Below are 23,119 nucleotides of genomic sequence, written 5' to 3'. Positions count from 1 at the left end.
AAAAAGTTTTGGAAGATGTTTGTTATTTTGGGAGGTGTAATCTTGCTTAGCAGGTTGGTTTCATATTTTTTACATCCACTGTAATGAAAAAGAAATTTTTATTCTTTCTCTTGATTTCTGGGTTAAGTTTTTCGCAACAGAAAAATTTAAAAATAACTGATTTGCAACCGAAATCTGAAGATTTTGCTTTCCCTAAAGTTTCGTATGCTGAAAAACCTTTGGTTGAAAATAAAATAAATACGTTTTTACAGGTCAATCAGCTTGAATATATTCCGGGTTCAGAAGGAAATCCTTCGAAATTGGTATCTACAGGAAAAAATTCATATTCCAACTATGTTTATTTTTATGGTTGGGAAAAGCTGGAAACGCCTAAAAATATTTTGAGTATTGCCATTAGTGGAGAAGCTTCAGGAGCCTATCCTGAAGGTTTTGATATTTGGAAAAATTTTGATTTGAGAACGGGAAATTTAATCAATACCAAAGATTTATTCCAGCCTAATTCAATAAAAACTGTTGAAGGTTTAATTCAGAAAAACATTAAAAAAGAAATAAATGATTTTCTTAAAGAATTAAAATCAGAGAAAAATTCTTCGGAGGAAGTTTTAGACCAGATCGCTATTTATGAAGATTGTTTTACCGATTTTACTTTAGATGGAATTGAATATTATTTCGCAAAGAATAAGATAAAATTCATTGCCGGAAGATGTTCTAATCATGCGATGAGAGCGCTGGATGAACTGGGAAGTCATGTTGTGGAATTTCCTTACCAAGATTTGGAAAAGTATTGGAGTTCATACGCGAAAAACTTATTATCTGATTCTGAAAAAGTTGATAAAACGAGTTTCAGTAATAAACTGTATAAAGGAAAAATTGACGAAAAATATCCAATCACCGTTTTGATCGATAAAGTATATAATGATGGTTCTTTTTCTGCAAAATATTGGTACGATAAAAATAAAAAACTGATCGAGTGGAACGGTAAATTAAAAGGTAATCATATTTCTATTATTGAAAACGATTATTACAGCGAAGAAACCAATCAGTGGATTTTCAGAGCGTTGGTTGAAGCAGATTTACAAGGGAATAAGATCTCCGGAACTTGGCAGGATCATAAAACAAAAAAATATTTAAAACTAGAATTAGAAGAATTATAAAATGAAAACAATTACTTTGGTCTTCGGTGCTGTTTATGGCATGTTATCAGTTATTTTGGGAGCTTTTGGAGCTCATGCTTTAAAGAAAATTTTATCTGTGGAAAGACTTGAAAGTTTTGAAACAGGAGTAAGATATCAAATGTACGCTGCATTTTTTTTGCTGATTGCAGGGTATATTTTAAAATTTGACACCTCATCTCAAAAATGGATTTCTATTTTGATGATTGCAGGAACAATACTGTTTTCTTTCAGTATATATATGCTCAGTATGCAGGATTATTGGGGGATGAATCTTAAATTTTTAGGACCAATTACTCCACTTGGAGGATTGTTTATGATCTTAGCTTGGTTGATGCTGATTTTTTATTTTGTGAAGAATAAAATTTAAATAATAAGAAAGTCTTCGACTTCGCTCAGACCGACATTCCTACAACAACTTTTAGTATTAGAGATGTCATGCTGAGCGAAGTCGAAGCATTTCACAAAACATTTTACAAATGATGATTGTAATTTTAAACAATAAATTAAAATGAAAATCAACAGAAGACGACGCTTAATACGAACTTTTAATCTTTTGGATCAACCCATTAAGTTTAATCCTTTCGTATTCAGCCGTACTTTTTTTATGTGGGCAATTACAGGTTTGGTTGGCGGAATTATCGCCGGATTATACTGGATTGTTCTCGAACATTTCACAGAATTTTTACATCACTTCCAAGGTTGGATGGTGATTCCTACGATGGCAATTTCCGGTCTTTTGGCAGGTTTGGTCATTCATTTTATTGGCGATCCTGGAGAAATTCATTTGATTGTTAATAACATCAGATTTAATAAAGGAAAATTAGAGCCGAAAAATAATCCTTCCATGATTTTGTCGTCACTTTTTTGTGTTGCATCGGGTGGAAGTCTTGGTCCTGAAGCGCCTTTGGTTCAGGTTACTGGTTCTACGGGAACTTATTTGGGAAAACTTTTTAGACTGAAAGGAGAAGAGTTACGCTCTTTAAGTATTGCCGGAATGGCTTCCGGTTTTACGGCGCTTTTTGGCGCTCCGCTTGGTGGAAGTTTATTTTCTCTTGAAATCCTTCATCACAAACACGCTGTAGAATATTACAAAGCGATTATTCCGGCTTTGGTAGCGAGCTGTTTCAGTTATCTGATGTTTGCTTTGATCATTCATTTGGGAATCGGAGCGACTTGGGATTTGAAAGCCTATCATTATACCGGAGTTTACGATTTTGCGTATGCAACCGCTTTTGGAATTGTAGGAACTTTATTCGGTTGGATTTTCATTTTCGTGGTTAAATTTTTCAAAAAAGTTTTCGAATACAGGAATTTTCCAATCTACATCAAAACTTTGGTAGGTGGAATTTTATTGGGAATTATCGCATTTTACTTTCCACTGACAAGATATTTTGGGCATCATGAAGTTAATGAATTGATCAATGGAAATTACACTTTGAATTTTTTAATTATCATTTTAATTTTCAAAATTTTAGCCATTGCGATTACCGTAACTTCCGGATGGAGAGGTGGTTTTATCATTCCATTGTTTTTTGTAGGAACGACTTTGGGATTGATTATTCATCACTTATTCCCAACTGTTGATACCACTTTAGCGATTGTAAGTTGTATGGCTGCAATCAATGCATGTGTTACGAGAACGCCGATGAGTACAACGATTATTTTGGGAACTTTAACAGGGTTTACGTATTTCGTACCGATACTTTTTGCAAGTTTGACGGGATATTTCCTGGCTCCGAAAATTCCGTTCATCGGTTCGCAATCGGAAAAATTAGCCGAAGAATAGAAATATTTAAGACAAAAAGTAAATGAAAGAAGAAATATCATCTTAATTTTTATTCTAATAAACTTGAACTTCCGTGTCTTTTTATTAAATTTGTCAACCTTTAAATATTAAAATAAAATAATAAAAATAATATGAATCTTCACGAGTATCAATCAAAAGAGATTTTATCAAAGTATGGAGTAGCTATCCAACGTGGTTTCGTTGCAAACAACGTAGAAGAAGCTGTAGCAGCTGCTGAAAAATTGACTGCTGAAACCGGAGCTCAGGCTTGGGTTGTAAAAGCGCAGATTCACGCAGGTGGTCGTGGTAAAGGTGGTGGTGTAAAGTTTTCTCCAAACATGGATAAGCTTAAAGAAAATGCTGAAAACATCATCGGAATGCAGTTGGTAACTCCACAAACTTCTGCTGAAGGTAAAAAAGTACACTCTGTTTTGGTTGCAGAAGACGTTTATTATCCGGGAGAATCTGAAACTAAAGAATTTTATGTTTCTATTCTTTTAGATAGAGCTGAAGGTAAAAATACAATCGTATATTCTACAGAAGGTGGTATGGATATTGAGCACGTTGCAGAAGTAACTCCTCACTTAATCCACAACGAATTGATCGATCCTACTTTGGGTCTTCAAGGTTTCCAGGCTAGAAAAATTGCTTTCAACCTAGGTCTTGAAGGAAATGCGTTCAAAGAATTTACAAAATTCATTTCATCTCTTTACAATGCTTACGTAGGAATTGATGCTTCTCTTTTCGAAATCAACCCGGTTTTGAAAACTTCTGATAACAAAATTATCGCTGTAGATGCTAAAGTAACTTTGGATGGTAACTCATTGTTCCGTCACAAAGATCTTGCTGAGTTGAGAGATACAAGAGAAGAAGATCCTTTGGATGTTGAAGCAGGTGAAGCAGGTCTTAACTTCGTAAAACTAGACGGTAACGTTGCTTGTATGGTAAACGGAGCTGGTCTTGCTATGGCTACAATGGATATCATCAAATTATCTGGTGGTAACCCAGCAAATTTCCTAGACGTTGGTGGTACTGCAGATGCTGCGAGAGTACAGACTGCTTTCGAAATCGTTTTGAGAGATCCAAACGTAAAAGCTATTTTGATCAACATCTTCGGAGGTATCGTAAGATGCGACAGAGTTGCTCAAGGTGTTGTAGATGCTTACAAAGCGATGGGAAGCCTTCCGGTTCCATTGATTGTAAGATTGCAAGGAACTAACGCTGTAGAAGCTAAAAAATTAATTGACGAGTCTGGTCTTCCAGTACACTCTGCAATTACTTTAGAAGAAGCTGCAAACAAAGTAAAAGAAGTTTTAGCTTAATCCTAAAACTTTTATATAAATTTAAACCGTTCCATTTTTGGAGCGGTTTTTTTTTGTTAAAATCTAAAGTATTTGTTTTTAAATTATTATTTTTACAATAATTAAGCACAAATATGAAAATATATTTATACTTTATGCTCTTTTTGTTTATTAATTGTCAATCTCAAATTGTCGGTAATAATGTATTGTCTCAAAGAAAAGAAATTCAATTTGAAGACCAATACCATTATCCTTTTACTGTGAGTCAAAAAGATTTTGTAATCATCAATTCTCAGGAAAAAATGGATGAGATTTTTAAAATCATTCATCAGAAAAATAAAGGAAACAGATTTTCGCCAATTCCTACAGTAATAAAAAATGAAACTTATATTATAATAAAGCCACATTTGAAAAATTCTAATGACGTTTCAATCGATAAAATAAGTTTAGTTAGAAACACACTTTATATAAAAGTAACAGAATTCAACAACCCTGACTTTCAGAAAACAAGCCGTGTTTCACCCAATATTCTTCTGAAATTATCAGGAAATGTAAACTTCAAAAACATCACCACACAATATTAATAATAAAATTTACGATCAATGAAAGCAAAAGCATTTATTATCTCATGTCTTCTTATAGCAGGACATAGTTTTGGACAGCAAAATTACTGGTCAAAGCAGAAAGACAGTAAAATTGAAAGAGGAGATCTCAAACCAAGATGGACAACTCCGAACACCTTCTCTCTTTATCAATTAGATTTAAATAAAATAAAATCTGATCTGAAAAATGCACCACAACGTTTTTCAAATAACAAAAGTTTAGTAATTAAATTCCCTGATTCTAATGGCGGAGTAAGAGATTATATCGTTCAGGAAGCATCGGTAATGGAAGCAGAGCTACAAGCTAAATTTCCTGAATTAAGATCTTATACAGGTTGGGAAAAAGGGAATCCTAACAATACAATTCGTTTTAGTTTAACACCACAAACCGGCATCAGTATTATGTATTTTGACGGTTGGGATGTAAGTTATTTAGATAGCTATACAAAAGATAATTCGTCTTTTATTCTCTATAAAAGAAAAGATCTTCCTAAAAATGACCGACTTTTTGAGTGTCATGTTGAAGATATGCTAGATCAAAATACAAATCAAGATCCTTCAGCACAGAAAAAAGCAGCTTTAGTTGCTGATGGACAATTCAGAACCTATAGATTGGCATTGGCTGCAACAGGAGAGTATACAACCTTTCATGGTGGGACAACCGGAGCAATGAGCGCAATGGTAACCACAATGGTAAGAGTAAACGGGGTGTATGAAAAAACAATATCAGCAACTATGGTGATGATAGCCAATAATAATCTGCTAATTTATACGAATGCCGCTACAGATCCTTATACAAATAATAATGGTTCTACGATGTTGGGTCAAAACATTTCCAATATCAACAGTGTTATAGGAACTGAAAATTACGATATTGGTCACGTTTTCAGTACAGGTGGAGGTGGAGTAGCTTATTTGGGTTCTGTATGTACAACAAATAAAGCAGGTGGCGTTACCGGTTCTGGAGCACCTGTAGGAGATCCTTTCGATATTGATTATGTAGCCCACGAAATGGGGCATCAATTTGGAGGAGGACATACATTCAGAGCAAATACAGGTTCATGTCAAGGAAATGCGAGTACAGCTACAGCATATGAACCTGGAAGCGGAACAACAATTATGGCGTATGCAGGAATTTGTGGATCTAATAATAATGTACAAAATAATAGCGATCCTTATTTTCATGCAGCAAGCGTAGTGCAAATGTATGCAGTTTTACAAAGACCAACAGACTGTTCTGCCAAAATATCAAATAATAATGGGGTACCTACTGCAGATGCAGGAGCAGATTACATTATTCCTAAAGGAACAGCCTTTGTTTTAACTGGAGCAGGAACCGATCCCAACAATGATCCTATTACTTATTTATGGGAGCAGTATAATAATACCAATACGACACAACCTCCTCTTGCAACTGCAACTGCAGGTCCTGTTTATCGTTCGTTGCTTCCTAAAGTTTCTCCGATGAGGTATTTCCCTGCTATGACTTCTGTTTTAGCAAATAATTTAGTTCCGAAATGGGAAGTTACCCCAAGTGTTGCAAGAACGCTGAATTTCTCTCTTTTGGTAAATGATAATAAGGCGACAGGAAATCAGGCTGCAAATGATGCAATGGTGGTAACAGTAACTGATGATGGTCCTTTCACCGTGACTTCTCAAACAACAAATACTTCTTACAGCGCACAAAATCCTATTACAGTAACTTGGAATGTTGCAGGAACCAATACAGGAACCATCAATACTCAAAATGTTACTATCCTTTTATCGAAAGATAACGGAGCTAACTTTAACGAAGTTTTGGCGGCGAGTGTTCCAAATAATGGTTCGGCTGTCGTTAATTTGCCGAATGAAAATGTAGCATCAGCAAGAATTATGGTAAAAGCAGTTGGCAATATTTATTTTGCGGTAAATTCTTCCAATTTCTCTATTCAGCAGTTTTTATCTACATCTGAAAGTGCTGTAAAAAGTTTTGCTATTTATCCCAATCCTGTAAAAGATGTTATTAATATTAAGTTTAAAAACAAAACAGATCAGGCAAAATACACAATTTATGATGTGTCTGGAAAACTTGTTCTTTCGGGAGAGCTGAAAGGTGATCATCAAATAAGAACTGACGGATTTATATCAGGAAATTATATTCTTTCACTACAAATGAATAATGGTGAAATTTATAATGAAAAACTGATTATTAAAAAATAAAGAATAATCATAAAATAAAAAATACGGTTAGATTTATCTGACCGTATTTTTTTTGATTAAATCTAAAGTGACAAATCTCACAAGCTGTTTTCGGCGTAAAACTTGTACCTTTATCATTGATGGAAGACTACATTTTACAACCAAGATTTAAAGATTCTCTTCATTTCAAAGATTTTTGGACAAAAGGAAACGGAAAACAATTGATTGATTTTTCCGTAGCAGAGGTGAGTTTCAGAGACTTTGAAAAATTCGCTCCTTTCTTTTATCATGTAGATGAAGTAGGGGATGAAGTTGTAAAAGATGTTTATTTCACAAAAAAATACAGTGAAGCATCACGAGAGATTGAGCAGTATATCAGAAATGGAATTTCGCAGAATGATGATATTCCCAAAAGTGTAAAAAAGCTTTTTGCTCAAACACAAAAACTTCCTGACTGGCTAGATTATAATTTGATAAAAGCAGGGGCAGAGCTATGTATGCGAAGTAATCTCGATTCTTTAATTTCGCTCAGAGATTATTGTTTAATTGGCGGTTATGATTATGCTTATCTCAACAAACCTTTGGTGGCAACCGAAGCTTTAAAAAAAGGTGCTGTAAAAAGACTTTCAGAAACACTTGATTTTTGGGTAAACGTCACAAGATATGATGCATTAGAAATTCATCAAAAAGGTTATGAATTTGCCATCAAAACAAGGCTCATTCATTCTTACGCAAGACTTTCGATCAAAAAACATTACAAAAGTTGGGACACTGAAAACTGGGGTGAACCCATCAATTCATGGGATATGATGGCGACTTACATTGGCTTCAGCCTCGTTTTCCTGCACAGTCTTCATAAATTTGGCAATACTTTTTCTGAAGAGGAAGAGAAAGGGCTTTTTCACCTCTGGAAATACGTAGGATATTTACTCGGAATTCCCGAAAATCTCCTTCCCAATGATAAAAAACAGGCGACAGAATATTTTTATTTATGGACTTCCGTTCAGCCTTCTTCAGACAAAGATTCGGTTTTATTAGCACATTCTTTACTGAATGAATCTTTAGAAAATCCTATTTTAAAATATAGCTTTCAAAGAAAAAATCTACGGTATTTACATATTTGTTGCACCTGGTTTTTGCTGGATGATGAGGTTTGCAAAAGACTTCAGATTCCTGATGTACCTTTCAAAAAAGGCTTTCCTATTACAAAAAAAATCATCAATAAAATATATGATTCTACGGTAAGCCGTGAAGCAAGAATAAAAAAAGGCAATAAAGATCAGATGAAAGTTTTGGAGGATTACCTGAGAATTACCCAGAACTCAAATTTCCATTAATAGATTATTCATTGCCTATTCTTTATTATTCATAGTTAGAAGCTTAATCCTGCTTTCACTACTCGCTTTTTCTTTATTTTTTGGCGGAGCGGCAAAGCCGCTCCGCCAAAAAATAAAGAAAAGAGCTCAAACATGCCGTTCAATCAGGGCTAAAAAAAGCAATGTTGAATATCACCCCGTCAAAAATTCTAAAGAATTTTCGCCACCCCTCCTTTGGAGGGGAATTCTCGTTACAGAAAATTTATGATGACAAGAATTAATTTGTGAATTTCAATTTAGCTTGAACAATGTAAAATTCTACGGATATCAATAGAAACGGGCTTTAGCCCGTTTTTAAAAGAAACAATTCAATTTGGCTTTAGCCAAAATCTGTATTTTGTAAATAACCCTTTTCAATAGCCCCGATTGCAGCGACATCCTTTTTCTGAATTGGATTGTTAAAAAGCGGTGGCGAAAAAGATATAGTGGAAAGCGGGATTAAGCTTCAAAAAAGGTCAATATTTTAAAAAATCTATCTTGATTTTTTGCTTTTTTAAAGGAATAAATTTTATCATTTTTTAACGCTAAAAACTAAATCCGAAGACAAATAATATTAGCATTTAAAATTTAAAATATGTACTTTTGATAAAATATTTTAATATAATATGAGCAACATAGATGATAAGAAAAAAGCACTTGCATTGGTGCTTGACAAGTTAGATAAAACATACGGAAAGGGAACTGTAATGACTTTAGGGGATGATGCAGTTGATACAACCATCGAAGTAATTCCGTCTGGATCATTAGGATTAGACATCGCTTTAGGTGTTGGTGGGTATCCTAGAGGAAGAATAATTGAGATTTACGGACCAGAATCTTCAGGTAAAACAACATTAACGCTTCATGCGATTGCTGAAGCTCAGAAAGCGGGTGGAATAGCAGCTTTTATTGATGCTGAGCACGCTTTTGACAGAGGGTATGCTGCAAAATTGGGAATAGATTTAGAAAACCTGATTATTTCTCAACCAGACAACGGTGAACAAGCTTTAGAAATTGCTGATAACTTGATTCGTTCAGGAGCAATCGACATTGTGGTAATTGACTCTGTAGCGGCATTGACTCCAAAAGCAGAGATTGAAGGCGAAATGGGAGATTCTAAAATGGGTCTTCATGCAAGATTAATGTCTCAAGCATTAAGAAAATTAACTGCGACTATTAACAGAACAAAATGTACGGTAATTTTCATCAATCAGTTGAGAGAAAAGATTGGTGTAATGTTCGGAAATCCTGAAACAACAACCGGTGGTAATGCACTGAAATTTTACGCTTCTGTAAGATTAGATATCAGAAAAGCAAGCGCACCAATTAAGAATGGTGATGAAGCTATCGGTAGCCGTGTCAAAGTGAAAGTGGTGAAGAATAAAGTGGCTCCACCTTTCAAAATGGCAGAATTTGACATTATGTATGGTGAAGGAGTTTCTAAAACCGGAGAAATCTTAGATACAGCTGTTGATATGGGAGTTGTGAAGAAAAGCGGTTCTTGGTTTAGCTACGGTGAAACTAAGTTAGGGCAGGGTCGTGATGCTGTGAGAGATCTGTTGAAAGACAATCCTGAATTAGCAGAAGAACTTGAAAATAAAGTAAAAGAAGAAATTGCTAACAAAAAGTAATTTTTGTTCTAAGTAATATTAAAGACAGCTGAATGGCTGTCTTTTTTTATGCCCAAACCTAACAGGTTTCTAAAACCGTTCAGCTTTTTGTTGATAAACGAATGAATGTTTCAAATAAAAATGCCAATCTGTCACTTTCCGTTCAATGGTATTTTTTTTGAGAATTGATAATCAAATTTAAAAATTAAATACAATGACAAAAGGAAATATCAATGTTTCGGTGGAAAATATTTTTCCGTTGATTAAAAAATTTCTTTACAGCGACCACGAAATATTTTTAAGAGAATTAATTTCAAACGCAACAGATGCTACTTTAAAATTAAAACATTTAACCAATATTGGTGAAGCTAAAGTAGACTACGGAAATCCGAAAATCGAGGTGAAAATCGATAAGGAAAACAAAAAACTTCACATCATCGACCAAGGTTTGGGAATGACGGCTGAAGAAGTTGAAAAATACATCAACCAGGTTGCATTTTCAGGAGCTGAAGAATTCTTAGAAAAATATAAAGATTCAGCTAAAGATTCGGGAATTATCGGTCACTTTGGTTTAGGTTTCTACTCTGCTTTTATGGTAGCAGAAAAGGTGGAAATTATTACTAAATCCTTTAAAGACGAACCAGCCGTTCACTGGATTTGCGATGGAAGTCCTGAATTTACCTTAGAAGAGACTACTGCAAAAACCGACAGAGGAACTGAAATTATCCTTCATATTGCAGAAGATTCTTTAGAATTTTTGGAAGAAGGAAAAATCCGTGAATTGTTGACGAAATACAATAAATTCATGCCTGTTCCAATTAAGTTCGGAACAAGAACTGAAACGCTTCCTTTACCGGAAGGTGCTGCAGAAGATGCGGTTGCTGAAACAGTTGAGGTTGATAATATTGTTAACAATCCAACTCCGGCTTGGACGAAATCTCCAAGCGAATTAAAGGATGAAGATTATAAAGCTTTCTATCACGAGTTGTATCCGATGCAGTTTGAGGAGCCGTTATTTAATATTCATTTGAATGTTGATTATCCGTTCAACCTGACAGGAGTTTTATATTTCCCAAAATTGGCGAATAATTTAAATATCGAAAAAGATAAAATTCAATTGTACCAAAACCAGGTTTTCGTAACTGATGAGGTGAAAGGAATTGTGCCTGACTTTTTGATGTTGTTGAGAGGGGTTATTGATTCTCCGGATATTCCGTTGAACGTTTCTCGTTCTTATTTGCAAGCTGATGGTGCTGTGAAGAAAATTTCTTCTTACATCACGAAAAAAGTGGCTGATAAAATGGTTTCGTTGATTAACGAAAACCGCGAAGATTACGACAAAAAATGGAATGACATTAAAATCGTTATCGAATACGGAATGATCTCCGAAGATAAATTCTTTGAAAAATCTGACAAATTTGCACTTTACCCAACAACCGACGGAAAATATTTCCTTTGGAATGAATTGGAAGAAAAAATTAAACCTAATCAAACCGATAAAGACGGGAATTTAGTGATTCTTTACGCTACCAATGCAGACGAACAGCATTCTTACATTCAATCAGCGAAAGATAAAGGGTATGAAGTTATTCTTTTAGATTCGCCGATTGTTCCTCATTTAATTCAAAAATTGGAAACTTCAAAAGAGAAGATTTCTTTTGCAAGAGTTGATGCAGATCACATCAATAATTTAATCAAAAAAGACGAACCGGCTATTTCTAAATTAAATGAAACTGAAAAAGAATCATTAAAGAAAAATGTTGAAGAATCGATTAACGATAAAAAATTCACTGTTCAGCTGGAAGATTTAGACAGCAACGATGCTCCGTTTACAATTACCCAACCAGAATTTATGCGTAGAATGAAAGATATGCAGGCAACCGGAGGCGGTGGAATGTTTGGTATGGGTGGTTTCCCTGAAATGTATAATTTGGTGGTGAATTCTAACAGTGAGTTTGCAACTAAAATTCTTGCTAATGAAAACGCTGAGGAGAAAAACTCTCAAATTAAACACGCTTTAGACTTAGCTAAACTTTCTCAAAATCTATTGAAAGGAAAAGAGTTGACAGACTTTATTCAGAGAAGTTACAAGCAACTGGAGAAGTAATTTAAACTAATTTATATTGTAAATCGGGCACAACAAAGTTGTGCCCGATTTTTTTTGGTTTCAGCGGCGGCTTTGCCGCCGCCGAAACTCTTATTTATTGTCTAAAGCATTACTTAATCAAAGCTTCAACTGCTTTTACAACTTCTGCAGGCTTTTCGGTTACGGCACTCAAGTGATCGGCTGTAAATTCAAAAAACTGTTTTGGTTCAGAAGCATTTTTATAAATTTCTTCTCCCTGAGAAAAAGGAACGGTCTTATCATTTTTACTATAGATAAAAAGCTTTGGAAGTCCTTCTGTATATTTTATATCTTCTTTTGCAGCATAGACGGAAGATAACATTTTTGCAAGTGCATCTTTAAATTGTGGAGCAAAAACCGCAGCAATATCTGCGAATGAAGACATTCCGCCATCAATGACCAATCCTGAAATTTTATCTTTATTATTTTTAGCTAAATGAGTAGAAACCTGAGATCCTAAAGAAGCTCCATAAATGATGATTTTAGTGTTTTTTACATCTTTTCTTTCTGTCATCACATTAAAAAACTTTTGTCCGTCTTCGGCAACGTTGATGTGAGTAGGTATTCCCGTTGATTTTCCATAGCCTCTGAAATCGACCATTGCAACTTGAAATCCGTTTTCAATCAAAGGTTTTACCATGAAGAAATAAGTAGAAACATTTCCTCCTGCGCCATGAAAAAACAAGATTGTAGCTTTGGGTTTTGAAGTTTTAGGTTTAAAAAAAATTGCAGTAATCGTATCTTTTTCAACAGGAATGGTAATGTCTTCGAACTTTAAATCAATAGGTTTGAATGTCTTACTTGGCTGATAAAATTTATCATCAATTTGAGCATAGAAAAATTGGGTAAGGATGATGAATAAAAATGTAATGCTAGTTTTTGCTTTCATACAATTGTTTTAATTATGAAGCAAATATAAAGAGGATAGGAGGTTTACGCAATATTAAATCACTGAACCGTTACTTTCTATTGCTGAACTGTTGCTTTAAAATAAATATTACATTTTTCTTTTAAGCGATAAATTTTACAATTCATCAAAAGGATTCCAAAATAGTTTTTTGAAATTTTTTATTCTGAAGTTTTCTACTTCAATTCCTTCAGCTTCCAATCTTTCCTGAAATTCAGGAACGGATAATGTTCCTGAGCTTGAAATTACACGATGAGCAGGAACGTCTTTAGGGCAACCTCCCATTGCTTTCCCAACATGACGTGAATGATTAGGAAAACCTACAGCTTTGGCTATTGCGCCATAGCTTGTCACTCTTCCTTTGGGAACTAATTTGGTAATTTCCCAGACTTGTTGCTTGAAAACTTCATTCATTTCCTGAATATTTACAATCAAAAATAAGAAATTTGGATCTCTTTTTTAAGATTAAACGGGTATTTATTTTGTGAAATGTTTTTTGAATTAATGAAATGTTATCATACATCAAGAAAATGAAAGGTATGATTGTTGTAAATTGAAGCAATGAAATAAATATAAATATTATGTCAAACTTTAAAGGAAAAGCAGTAATCGTAACAGGTGCTGCAATGGGATTAGGATTGGCTGCAGCAGAAGCTTTAGCTTCAAAAGGTGCAGATCTTACTTTGGTAGATTATAATGCAGAGGCTTTGGAAAAAGCAAAAGCAGAATTATCCTCAAAGTATCCTGAGAGTAAGTTTATTACAGTCACTGCTGATGTTTCTGTTGAAGAAAATGTAAAGAATTATGTAGACGAAACCGTAAAAGCATTTGGGAAAGTTGATGGTTTATACAACAACGCCGGAATTGAAGGAAAGCAAGCTCCATTGGTCGATTATGATATTAATGTTTTTAAAAAAGTAATTGATATCAATCTTTTGGGAGTGTATTACGGAATGAAATATGTAATTCCTGAAATGCAGAAAAACGGAAGCGGAAGAATCGTAAACGTCGCTTCAGTTGGCGGAATCAGAGGAGTTCTAAACCAAACTGCGTATGTTGCTACAAAGCACGCTGTAGCCGGAATGACGAAGAATGCAGCCTTAGAATATGGTAAAGATAATATTTTAACGAATGCAATTGCTCCGGGTGCGATTTTGACACCGATGGTTGCCGAAGCTTTCAATCAGGTAAATCCTTCTGATCCAAAAGCTGCAGAGAAAGAATATGCATCGAGAAATCCCACAAGAAAATTGGGTGATCCGAAAGATGTTGGTAATTTGGTTGCCTATCTTTTAAGTGATGAAAATGGATACGTTTCCGGACAGGTCATCGCAATCGACGGTGGAGAATCTAATATGTACGGAAACCCATAATTATGGGTAATAAATAATAATTGTCTGCAGAAATGCGGACAATTTTTTTATAAAATTTAAATTAATTCATATCAATAAATTTTTCGCACAATTTTTGAATGTTTTAAAATAACACCCTAAAATAGTCTGTCATGAAAAAGTCCATTTTCAGATTTCTGAATAAAATAAATAAAGCAATTTTACCTAAATTAAGCGATAAAGATCCATTGAAACTGACCAAATTTCAGAAAGGAATTTTGGCGTACCGTTATTTTGTACTGACGAATTCTTTAGATTAAATGATATTATGCAGATTTTAAAACGATTTGCTTAATAAACTTAATATAATCAATTTATTGATTCTTAAAGACAACAGTGAATCTTACTTAAATCCTTAATGTTTAAAAAAAATTAAGCATTATCAGCCAGAGAAAATAACTATTTAATTTTAGCGATCAACTTTCTGCAAGCTTCATACAAAGGCTTTTCAATTAAAAGATAAATAATAATTGAACAAATCCACAACGCTATAAAGTTACGGTCTGGTAAATAAAAATAAGATTTCAGCTTCATATTAAAATAGCTGAGATGGATCAAATAAAAGACAAAAGAAGCATTTCCTAAAAGAATAAAAAATTTAGTAGAAAGTATTCTTGAAACGAAGGTTCTCTCGGTCATCAATCCCCAAAAGAAAATGGCAATTGCAACAGGCAAAAACAACTCATGAATGAGTCTTCCTTCCCAACGTTCTACACCATGCACGAAATTATTTCTGGCAAAAAATGCAATAGAAATTGTGAAAATAAGAATGGAAATTCCACCCCAAAGTGTCGGTTTTTTAATCTTGTTTAAAAATTGGATTCCTTTTTCTTTTTTCATTAAATAAGCGAGCAACATTCCGAAGAAAAACTCTAAACTTCTCCCAAAGAATGTACTTCCGATCATAAATTGGAGAGGATATAAAAACCCTTTAGGATTTCCGTTGAATTCTTTAAGTCCGAATCCGATTCCCCATCCTAAAAGAAAAAATCCGATTAAAAAAAGAATACAATATTTCCAGCTTTTCTTTAATAATAGAAATAAAAGCGGAGCCAGAATGTAAAAGAAAAACTCAACTGTCAACGACCAAGCCTGTACAATTCCTGAAACCGAATATCTTTCAAAGAGTGAATAAAACAATGAGTATTGCAGAAAATAAGTATCAACACTTTTGGAATATGAAGTATCGAGAAAATAACAGCTCAGCAAAATCCAGTACAATGGAAAAATTCTCGCAATCCGGAGAAGAATATATTTTAAATAAGATTTTTTTGATTCTAAAGGTTTCTCTTCATAGCGATAAGCGAGCAAAAATCCGCTCAAAACAAAAAATACAGTTACGCCGATGTGCCATTCGCTGATAAAACGCATGATTTCAAAAGGTAAATCGTAACGCCAATATTTTCGGTTGTGATAGACAAAAACCATGATCGCGGCAATGGCGCGCATTCCGGTTAAAGCATCGAATTTATTTTTCTGAAGAGCTTCCAAAGGATAAACAATAAAAGTTTTTAGTTTTTTTAACCGCAAAAGAATCAAAAGATTTTTATGTAAGAAGTATTTCAACAGCTTACAAAACATCAGACAAATAATGCATTCATATTTTGTCAACTTTTGAATTTCTATTTTTTCAATGAATTCTTTTGTCCCTTTTGCGGTTAATGAAATTGTTATAAATTAAAAAAGGCTTAATAAATAAGCCTTTTAAATATAATTAATTTTAAAAATTAGTTTTCCAAAATGTAAGAGAACATCAGTGGTGCACAGATTGTAGCATCACTTTCAACGATATATTTCGGTGTTGTGATGTCTAATTTACCCCAAGTAATTTTCTCGTTTGGAACTGCTCCTGAATAAGAACCGTAAGAAGTCGTTGAATCTGAAATCTGACAGAAATAAGACCAGAACGGAATGTCATGCATTTCCATATCCTGATACAACATCGGAACCACACAAATTGGGAAATCTCCTGCAATACCTCCACCAATCTGGAAGAAACCAACACCTTTTCCTGCAGAGTTTTTAGTATACCAATCTGCCAAATATGTCATGTATTCGATACCAGATTTCATTGTTGTAGCCGTTAATTCTCCTTTGATGCAGTAAGAAGCGAAAATGTTACCCATTGTAGAATCTTCCCATCCCGGAACTACGATTGGCAAGTTTTTCTCAGCTGCAGCAATCATCCAAGAATTTTCTCTTGGAATTTCGTAATACTGCTCCAAAACTCCTGAAAGAATCATTTTATACATAAATTCGTGCGGGAAATATCTTTCTCCTTTAGCTTCAGCATCTTTCCAGATTTCTACAATATGTTTCTGCAGTCTTCTGAAAGCTTCTTCTTCAGGGATACAAGTGTCTGTAACTCTGTTTAAACCTCTTTCCAACAAATCCCACTCATCCTGAGCTGTAAGATCTCTGTAATGAGGAACTCTTTCGTAATGAGAATGCGCTACAAGATTCATCAAATCTTCTTCAAGGTTTGCCCCTGTACAAGAAATAAAATCAACTTTATCCTGACGAATCATTTCAGCCAAAATTTTTCCTAATTCAGCGGTAGACATTGCTCCCGCCAAAGTAATCATCATTTTTCCGCCTTCTTTAAGGTGGGCAACATATCCTTTTGATGCGTCTACCAAAGCTGCTGCATTGAAGTGCAGATAATATTTTTCTATGAACTCAGTAATCGGTTTGCTCATTTTTTTTAAATTTTCACAAAGATAATGAAAGATGTTGGATGCGAAAAGTTCACAGGGTTTTTAAAACAGTTTTTGGGCGTATCCCTTGCCAAAACTTCACCCGCCGCTCGGGTCGGGCTATTCGTTGCAATCTTTTTTAGTCAAAAAAGGATTTCCACTTCTATCCCTTACGCAAAAAGGTTAAGTTTTTATTTTTCAGAATTTAAAACGTCTGTTTTCTTTTTTATCAGAAAGTTTCTTTTTAGTGTCTAATCTCTTCTGAACTTTAGCCTTAGAAGGTTTTGTTTTATATCTCGTTTTAGGAATAATGATAGAATCATTCACAATTTCCAAAATTTTCTCTGTAGCAATTTTTTTATTCTGCAGCTGCGTTCGCGATTCTGAAACAGTTAGTTGAAGAATTCCATCCAGATTAATTCGGTTTTTAAGTTTTTTGTTAATTAATTTTTTTTGAAAATCATTAAAAAAATCAGAATCTGAGACTTTCCACATTACCGTTACAGAAGTTTCTACTTTGTTCACGTTTTGTCCACCTGCACCGCTGCTTCGTGAAGTTTTGTAAGTGAGTTCTGTGGTAAAGTTTTTCATAAATAATATTTTTAGTGACTCAAATTCCCCTCCTTTGGAGGGGTGGATTTCGAACTTTGTTCGAAAGATGGGGGTGGTTTTAAACAAATCAAATTCTTAAACCTCAAAAATACTTTTTAATTCCAAACGATTTACTTTTCCATTAGGCGTTCTTGGAATTTTTTCAATGAAAATAATTTCTTTCGGCTTATGGAAAGACTTTTCAAATTTGAGATTTGAGATTTGGAATTTTAGATTATCGCTTTCAAATCCTTCAACAATTAAAATCAATTTCTGTCCCAAAATTTCATCTTTTATTCCTAAAAATACAACCTCGTTCGGAACTTCTTTTTTTACCAAAGCTTCAAGCTGTTCAGGAAATATTTTTGCACCTCCGGAATTGATTACATTATCAATTCTTCCTAAAAATTTAAACTGATTTTGGTTTTTGATTTCAACCAAATCATTCGTCTGCAATATTTCAGAATTAAGTTGGGGTGCAGAAATTTTCAGACAATTTCTTTCGTCTGTTGAAATTTCAATACCATCAAAAACACTGAAGTATTCATCCTGAGTAGGGTAGGTTTTCTTTAAAGCAATATGAGAAAGAGTTTCAGACATTCCATACGTCTCGTAAATCTGAGTGGGAGAGTGGGGGTGTAGGAGTATTTGAGAAATTTTCTTTTTTAAAGATTCAGAAACGGATGCTCCGCCAATAATTAAATTTTTTATGAAGTGAATTTTATCTAATGAATTTTCAACCTGTAATGGAGTCATCGCACAAAAGTCAATGCTGTCATTTAAATTTTCCAACGGTTTTAAAGAAGGATCTGAAATAATAAGTTTTAACTTTCTGGTAATTGCCCGCACAACCATCATTTTTCCTGAAATATATTCTATAGGTAAACAAATTAAAGCCGTGCCTCCTTCTTTTAGATTTAAAAAATTGCAAGTCATTTTTGCTGAATTAAGCATTTTTTCTTTTTCAACTTCAATAATTTTAGGAATGCCTGTAGAACCTGAAGTCTGTACTTTTACCGTTTTAGATTCTGAGAACCATTCTTTGAGAAAAAAAATAACTTTTTTCTCGAAATTGGTTTCAGCATGTAAATTATTAATTTCGAGATTATTGAAGTCGAGCAGCATATTCACGGGGTTAAATTGTAAGTGTAAATTTAAAGAAAAATTAAAAAATGATTTGCAAATAAAGAAAAAAGCTTTAAATTTGCATCACCAAAATAAAACAGACCCATGGTGTAACGGTAGCACTCTGGTTTTTGGTACCATCAGTTGGGGTTCGAATCCCTGTGGGTCTACTTTGACAGGAGAAATGATTATCATTTCTCCTGTTTTTTTGTGATTAATTTTGTCATTATTAATCTCTGAAATATTTAATAAAAAAATCCCAAAAGTTTTTAAACATTTTGGGATTTTAATGAAAAGGTTATTTGGCTCTTTAACTACTAGGTTTCCAAAAGCTCCACACTGTACCGTTGAACACAGCAAGCCCGCATCTTAATATCATCAATCCTGCACCGGGAATGATGGTTTATGATACCACAGCGAAGCAACTTGCTGTGTTCAACGGTACAGTATGGAGCTTCTGGAAACCTAGTAATTAAATTAAAGATTTTGCTTTTTTGAATTAAAGATAAAAATGGGTTGGAGTATAGCTTCAACTCTTTTTTTTGCTGAAAATTTGGATGATAGAATAAGTAAAATGATAATGTTGTTTTGAAGAATATCGATGAGAGAAAGAAAAAATCAAAAAAAAATCAGAAATTGATTTGCAGATAAAGAAAAAATCTGTAAATTTGCATCACTAAAAAATACAGACCCATGGTGTAACGGTAGCACTCTGGTTTTTGGTACCATCAGTTGGGGTTCGAATCCCTGTGGGTCTACAAAAAGCCTTGTTAATCACTCGATTTTCAAGGCTTTTTTGTTTTTCAATCATTAAGGTTTGTTGAGTTTGTGTCATGAATTTCATTAATCTGAGCCTCTTTAAAATTAGCCCAGATCGCAACGGCATCCTTTTTTGTTGTGAGGAATTAGCTTGAGACAAAAAAGATAGAGTGGAGAGCTGGAAAAAGCTCCTAAAAACTGGCTTTTACCTGCATACTTCCGATGTGGATGGTTCTTTCACCGGAATTTCTTCCTTCATAATTTAAATTCAGCTGTAAGAAAGAATTGATCGCCTGTTGAATGAAAACACTCCAAACCTGGTTTTTCCCTGGTTTTAAACCATCAAGCATTTGGTTTCCTACAATACTGAAGCTGTTTCCTGTAAAATCGTTGTTGATGAATGAGAAGTTTCCTCTGATTGATGTTTTCTTGCGTTCCCACTGAATTGTTCCGGTGATATCAAATGCTTTCAATAATTCTTCGCCGTCTTTTCTCTGTTTTTCACGGTAAGCCGATGAGAATTCTGCCTGAATAGCATCTGTAAATTTATACGTTGCTTTTGGTTTTGTTTCAAAATTATTGAGCCTGTAATCTCGTGTTGCAAATAGTTGTGATGAATTTTTTAGATCGTGAACGGAGTTTTCCCAATCGACTCTGAATTCTTTATTAAACCAATATCCGATATTCACAAAATGGGAAGTTTGATTTCGCTCTTCGTTGCTGAAGTTGGCATTAATAAGATTGTCGTTCTGTATAAAACGGTAATTTCCGTTCCAGCCCGATTTTTCGGTAGGATTAAACTGTGCCGACATCAAGATATTCTGATTTTTAAGAATCTGATTTTCGCCTTTTTCGAAAGGATTTAAAACCAAAACTTTATCTTTTTTATAGAATGAATTCTGAGAGTTTAATGAGATGTTGAAGTTCCAACGTTTTAAAAATTTATTTTCCGAATTGAAAACAACCGATGGATTGACAAATAAAGCCAACTGTAGTTTGTTTTTATTGGAAGGAATGTATCGCACCGAATTGGTGTAAATTCTAATGTATTGTGCCAAATCGGAGTATTCTGCAATTTCAAATTCGTCGAGCTGCTGTATCCCGTCACCATTGTAATCGGTCCATTTATAAATTCCTTGCCCGTCTGTCACTTTTATATATTGAAATTCTCTTTGTGCTTCCTGTCCGTTTCCTAATTCGTAAAATGCCTGAAGTCGCATTCCGTTTTTGAAAAGTTGTTGGTTGTACAAAATATTCCCAACCACAAAATCTTTATTCTGATTTACATCTACAATGTCATCTTTATAGAAGAATTTTCTGTAATGAAGCAACGCATTTAAAGTTGTTTTTTCAGTTTTAATGATTTGGCTTTCTGCCATGAAACCTAAAATCCTGTTCGTATTTTGGAGGCTGTTGTCACGTACCGAGTCATTTTCTCGCATGTACATTTTGGCTAAAAGCTTCGTTCTTGTACTGTCTCCGATTTTTTTCTGAACGAAAAGCTCTCTCCAGCTAAAACTCGTCACATCCATCAATTGAGTGTCGTTGTATTTCTTTTCGTTGTGTTCCATACTTCCTCCAACTGCCCAACTTCCTTTTTTACCGGTGTACTCGGTTCCGGCTCCTCCACGGATGAATTTGGTGTCTTGCAGAGTAGCATTGGTATTAAGATAAGACAAATTACCTTTTGTATTGAATTTTTCTTTAATCCAGCTAAAATCTAGGTCGTTTTTGGTTCCTTTATATGAATCCTGTTCGTCAAGATAATTGATCCTGTAGTTTAAAGTCGATTTATTATTCCACTTATTTAGAAAGCTGAAAATAAAGCGGTTTTGTGTTAATCCGTTAAATTCCTGCGCTAAGTTGAAATCACGAGAAAACTCTACATCGTTGATACGATCTAAAATATGGAACTGCTTATCGATGTATTGATATTCAAAGCTTGGTGTTCCTTTCCAGCTGTTTTTAGTAAATGTTTTATTCCCAAAAATTCTTGCAGCATATCCCAAATTTTGATCAGAATCTTTTGAAGAAAATAAGTTGATGTCATAATTACTCATCGAAATATCAGCTCCGATTTTACCGTCTTTCAGTAAGTATTCAGAGTTGAAAGTATACACCTGAGCTTTTTGCGGTGACGGAAGTTTTCTTACCGCACGGTAATCTCCCAGATTAGGACCAACATATTCAAAAACCCTTCCGTTATTGGTGGTTTGTGTTAATTTGTAATCTCCCAGGTTAGCTCCAAAATAAGTGAACGAAACCTGATATAAAGTTTGAGTGGCATCTGTAGAAAACTGATAATAATTTCCGTTAGGATTCAGAACGAGACTGTAAAGAATTTTGTTGACATCGTATTCTGCAACCACACCGGAAGGTGCATACATTAAGTTTAAATCATTTCCGGCATCTGCTAAAATCTGCTCGTCTTCTTTAGATAAATTTAAAGCTAATGGAGCATTTTTATTATCATTCTCCATAAACCAGTTTAAGCCTAATTTTAATTTTTCTCTTTGATGCTCAACTTTTCCGGTAAATAAATATCGGGAATAATTTCTGTTGGCATAATTAAAAGAAATGGTAATGAAGTTTTGTTGGAAAATCGGTCTGAAACTGGTGAAAGTAACTTCCCCTGTATTGTAATTAATGATATAATCCTGATTTTCCCCACGCTTCATCAAAATACCGTCGATGAAAACCTGTTCGGAACCAGAAATTAGTGTAATGAATTGTTCACCGTTTTTCCCGGTTAGACGGTAAGGTCCCTGGTTTCCTTCGATACCCTGAAAACGAATTCTATGAAATTCGCTTCGTGCCACACCTGCTGAAATATCAACCAAAGTTTTATTATCGGTTCCAAACTGTGTCTGAAACTGAAGTCCCATGCTTCGACGCTGATATTTGGCGAAATAATTTTTAGAATCAACCAAATCTAAATGTCCGGCTCTAAGAATAGATTTATCCTTAATATTAAGCTGCATATAAATTTTGTCGAATTCTTCTAAAGTCTGCGTGTAACCATCTGCCTGAATCGGTAAATTGTGATCGGAAATACTTGCCAAAACCGTAACATCTTTTGAGAGTCTGCCGGAAATCTGAAGATCCATCGAACTTTGTACCGATTGTCCTTGGTTGTTACCAAAAGTAATCCCCCGGATAATAGAACCTTTTGAATTTAGTTCTCCTAAAAATCTTTTAGAATCGTTTTTTGCAAGTACCGCTTCATCTACAATAATCCTGTTGCTGGTTTTCACAAAATCCATCGTGTCTTTTGCGAAAATATCCTGCCCGAATTTAAAAGCGAGAATGCTGTCTTTTTTTTTAGCTAAAATGCTGTCATTTTTAGAAGAGATAGAATCTTTTGGGATATTGGGATTTTTCCATGAGAATATTTGAGCATTATTCAGCGATAAGCCCATGAAAAAAAGAACGAATATCAGAATAGAATTTCGCAAGTCTCCTAAAATAAGTGGTAAAAATAACTAAAAAATATGAACAGTTCGGGTTTTGGCATTATT

19 protein-coding genes and 2 tRNA genes are annotated in these 23,119 nt (G+C 34.2%); 14 read left to right on the top strand and 7 right to left on the bottom strand.

All coding sequences use genetic code 11. The annotated features are described in order from the left end of the window. Window positions 1-83 precede the first annotated feature (83 nt). The 9 genes from BUR17_RS10040 to htpG all read left to right on the top strand — a co-directional run bounded on the left by BUR17_RS10040 (window position 84) and on the right by htpG (window position 12,114). Window positions 84-1,154 carry a hypothetical protein gene (locus BUR17_RS10040; RefSeq protein WP_074230145.1) on the top strand — a complete coding sequence of 357 codons (1,071 nt, stop codon included), beginning with the start codon at window positions 84-86 and terminating at the stop codon, window positions 1,152-1,154. 1 nt (window position 1,155) lies between these two features. Continuing rightward, complete coding sequence (locus BUR17_RS10035) at window positions 1,156-1,542, top strand: DUF423 domain-containing protein (protein WP_074230144.1); 387 nt, start codon at window positions 1,156-1,158, stop codon at window positions 1,540-1,542. A gap of 141 nt (window positions 1,543-1,683) precedes the next feature. Next, window positions 1,684-2,961: a chloride channel protein gene (locus tag BUR17_RS10030; protein WP_074230143.1), complete on the top strand. Its 1,278-nt coding sequence runs from the start codon at window positions 1,684-1,686 to the stop codon at window positions 2,959-2,961. A 131-nt stretch (window positions 2,962-3,092) separates the two neighbouring features. Then, a complete protein-coding gene (gene sucC / locus BUR17_RS10025) occupies window positions 3,093-4,283 on the top strand; it encodes an ADP-forming succinate--CoA ligase subunit beta (RefSeq protein WP_074230142.1) in 1,191 nt (396 codons plus the stop codon). Between the two features lie 113 nt (window positions 4,284-4,396). Continuing rightward, a complete protein-coding gene (locus BUR17_RS10020) occupies window positions 4,397-4,846 on the top strand; it encodes a hypothetical protein (RefSeq protein WP_143747554.1) in 450 nt (149 codons plus the stop codon). A gap of 18 nt (window positions 4,847-4,864) precedes the next feature. Then, window positions 4,865-7,063 (top strand): reprolysin-like metallopeptidase, encoded by a 2,199-nt coding sequence (locus BUR17_RS10015; protein WP_074230140.1) that lies wholly within the window; start codon window positions 4,865-4,867, stop codon window positions 7,061-7,063. A gap of 119 nt (window positions 7,064-7,182) precedes the next feature. Further along, window positions 7,183-8,379: an oxygenase MpaB family protein gene (locus tag BUR17_RS10010; protein ID WP_074230139.1), complete on the top strand. Its 1,197-nt coding sequence runs from the start codon at window positions 7,183-7,185 to the stop codon at window positions 8,377-8,379. 644 nt (window positions 8,380-9,023) lie between these two features. Continuing rightward, the gene (recA, locus tag BUR17_RS10005; protein ID WP_074230138.1) at window positions 9,024-10,028 is read left to right on the top strand and encodes a recombinase RecA; all 1,005 of its coding nucleotides are present in this window, start codon (window positions 9,024-9,026) and stop codon (window positions 10,026-10,028) included. 193 nt (window positions 10,029-10,221) lie between these two features. Further along, window positions 10,222-12,114: a molecular chaperone HtpG gene (gene htpG / locus BUR17_RS10000; protein WP_074230137.1), complete on the top strand. Its 1,893-nt coding sequence runs from the start codon at window positions 10,222-10,224 to the stop codon at window positions 12,112-12,114. A gap of 109 nt (window positions 12,115-12,223) precedes the next feature. Here the strand turns inward: htpG and BUR17_RS09995 are convergent, their stop codons facing one another. Both BUR17_RS09995 and BUR17_RS09990 read right to left on the bottom strand, forming a co-directional pair. Further along, on the bottom strand, window positions 12,224-13,021 hold the full coding sequence (locus tag BUR17_RS09995; protein WP_074230136.1) for an alpha/beta hydrolase: 798 nt from the start codon (window positions 13,019-13,021) through the stop codon (window positions 12,224-12,226). Between the two features lie 135 nt (window positions 13,022-13,156). Then, window positions 13,157-13,453: an MGMT family protein gene (locus tag BUR17_RS09990; RefSeq protein WP_074230135.1), complete on the bottom strand. Its 297-nt coding sequence runs from the start codon at window positions 13,451-13,453 to the stop codon at window positions 13,157-13,159. A 167-nt stretch (window positions 13,454-13,620) separates the two neighbouring features. On the opposite strand from BUR17_RS09990, the gene BUR17_RS09985 reads away from it, so the two are divergent. Together BUR17_RS09985 and BUR17_RS20860 are read left to right on the top strand one after the other, a co-directional pair. Continuing rightward, entirely contained in the window at window positions 13,621-14,412 is a 792-nt protein-coding gene (locus BUR17_RS09985) for a glucose 1-dehydrogenase (RefSeq protein WP_074230134.1), read from the top strand. A 131-nt stretch (window positions 14,413-14,543) separates the two neighbouring features. Then, on the top strand, window positions 14,544-14,690 hold the full coding sequence (locus tag BUR17_RS20860; protein ID WP_167594294.1) for a hypothetical protein: 147 nt from the start codon (window positions 14,544-14,546) through the stop codon (window positions 14,688-14,690). A gap of 139 nt (window positions 14,691-14,829) precedes the next feature. Here BUR17_RS20860 and BUR17_RS09980 read toward each other — a convergent pair whose 3' ends face one another. The 4 genes from BUR17_RS09980 to BUR17_RS09965 all read right to left on the bottom strand — a co-directional run bounded on the left by BUR17_RS09980 (window position 14,830) and on the right by BUR17_RS09965 (window position 18,842). Then, entirely contained in the window at window positions 14,830-15,960 is a 1,131-nt protein-coding gene (locus BUR17_RS09980; RefSeq protein WP_228418660.1) for an acyltransferase family protein, read from the bottom strand. A 197-nt stretch (window positions 15,961-16,157) separates the two neighbouring features. Next, window positions 16,158-17,129 (bottom strand): deoxyhypusine synthase family protein, encoded by a 972-nt coding sequence (locus BUR17_RS09975; protein WP_066680555.1) that lies wholly within the window; start codon window positions 17,127-17,129, stop codon window positions 16,158-16,160. Between the two features lie 195 nt (window positions 17,130-17,324). Continuing rightward, window positions 17,325-17,717: an alternative ribosome rescue aminoacyl-tRNA hydrolase ArfB gene (gene arfB, locus BUR17_RS09970; RefSeq protein WP_074230133.1), complete on the bottom strand. Its 393-nt coding sequence runs from the start codon at window positions 17,715-17,717 to the stop codon at window positions 17,325-17,327. Window positions 17,718-17,813: 96 nt separating this feature from the next. Further along, window positions 17,814-18,842 carry an AMP-binding protein gene (locus BUR17_RS09965; RefSeq protein ID WP_074230132.1) on the bottom strand — a complete coding sequence of 343 codons (1,029 nt, stop codon included), beginning with the start codon at window positions 18,840-18,842 and terminating at the stop codon, window positions 17,814-17,816. Window positions 18,843-18,941: 99 nt separating this feature from the next. Between BUR17_RS09965 and BUR17_RS09960 the strand changes: the two genes are divergently transcribed. From BUR17_RS09960 to BUR17_RS09955, 3 genes are all read left to right on the top strand, one after another. After that, window positions 18,942-19,012 (top strand) — tRNA-Gln (locus BUR17_RS09960). 177 nt (window positions 19,013-19,189) lie between these two features. Further along, entirely contained in the window at window positions 19,190-19,318 is a 129-nt protein-coding gene (locus BUR17_RS21135) for a hypothetical protein (protein ID WP_262484506.1), read from the top strand. A gap of 211 nt (window positions 19,319-19,529) precedes the next feature. Continuing rightward, window positions 19,530-19,600 (top strand) — tRNA-Gln (locus BUR17_RS09955). A 192-nt stretch (window positions 19,601-19,792) separates the two neighbouring features. Here the strand turns inward: BUR17_RS09955 and BUR17_RS09950 are convergent. Next, window positions 19,793-23,020: a hypothetical protein gene (locus BUR17_RS09950; protein WP_074230131.1), complete on the bottom strand. Its 3,228-nt coding sequence runs from the start codon at window positions 23,018-23,020 to the stop codon at window positions 19,793-19,795. Window positions 23,021-23,119 lie beyond the last annotated feature (99 nt).

Source organism: Chryseobacterium scophthalmum (assembly GCF_900143185.1).
In the GTDB taxonomy this organism is placed as follows: domain Bacteria; phylum Bacteroidota; class Bacteroidia; order Flavobacteriales; family Weeksellaceae; genus Chryseobacterium; species Chryseobacterium scophthalmum.
The sequence above is the reverse complement of the archived record's forward strand: the minus strand, read 5'-3'. Positions and strand labels throughout refer to the sequence as shown.

Excerpts from the sequence above, each read along its gene's own strand:
- htpG (WP_074230137.1), top strand. The coding sequence starts at position 10,222 with ATGACAAAAGGAAATATCAATGTTTCGGTGGAAAATATTTTTCCGTTG.
- BUR17_RS09985 (WP_074230134.1), top strand. The coding sequence starts at position 13,621 with ATGTCAAACTTTAAAGGAAAAGCAGTAATCGTAACAGGTGCTGCAATG.
- BUR17_RS10030 (WP_074230143.1), top strand. The coding sequence starts at position 1,684 with ATGAAAATCAACAGAAGACGACGCTTAATACGAACTTTTAATCTTTTG.
- recA (WP_074230138.1), top strand. The coding sequence starts at position 9,024 with ATGAGCAACATAGATGATAAGAAAAAAGCACTTGCATTGGTGCTTGAC.
- arfB (WP_074230133.1), bottom strand. The coding sequence starts at position 17,717 with ATGAAAAACTTTACCACAGAACTCACTTACAAAACTTCACGAAGCAGC.
- BUR17_RS10020 (WP_143747554.1), top strand. The coding sequence starts at position 4,397 with ATGAAAATATATTTATACTTTATGCTCTTTTTGTTTATTAATTGTCAA.
- BUR17_RS09990 (WP_074230135.1), bottom strand. The coding sequence starts at position 13,453 with ATGAATGAAGTTTTCAAGCAACAAGTCTGGGAAATTACCAAATTAGTT.
- BUR17_RS09975 (WP_066680555.1), bottom strand. The coding sequence starts at position 17,129 with ATGAGCAAACCGATTACTGAGTTCATAGAAAAATATTATCTGCACTTC.
- BUR17_RS10035 (WP_074230144.1), top strand. The coding sequence starts at position 1,156 with ATGAAAACAATTACTTTGGTCTTCGGTGCTGTTTATGGCATGTTATCA.
- BUR17_RS09995 (WP_074230136.1), bottom strand. The coding sequence starts at position 13,021 with ATGAAAGCAAAAACTAGCATTACATTTTTATTCATCATCCTTACCCAA.
- sucC (WP_074230142.1), top strand. The coding sequence starts at position 3,093 with ATGAATCTTCACGAGTATCAATCAAAAGAGATTTTATCAAAGTATGGA.
- BUR17_RS10010 (WP_074230139.1), top strand. The coding sequence starts at position 7,183 with ATGGAAGACTACATTTTACAACCAAGATTTAAAGATTCTCTTCATTTC.
- BUR17_RS20860 (WP_167594294.1), top strand. The coding sequence starts at position 14,544 with ATGAAAAAGTCCATTTTCAGATTTCTGAATAAAATAAATAAAGCAATT.
- BUR17_RS09965 (WP_074230132.1), bottom strand. The coding sequence starts at position 18,842 with ATGCTGCTCGACTTCAATAATCTCGAAATTAATAATTTACATGCTGAA.
- BUR17_RS10040 (WP_074230145.1), top strand. The coding sequence starts at position 84 with ATGAAAAAGAAATTTTTATTCTTTCTCTTGATTTCTGGGTTAAGTTTT.
- BUR17_RS10015 (WP_074230140.1), top strand. The coding sequence starts at position 4,865 with ATGAAAGCAAAAGCATTTATTATCTCATGTCTTCTTATAGCAGGACAT.
- BUR17_RS09950 (WP_074230131.1), bottom strand. The coding sequence starts at position 23,020 with ATGGGCTTATCGCTGAATAATGCTCAAATATTCTCATGGAAAAATCCC.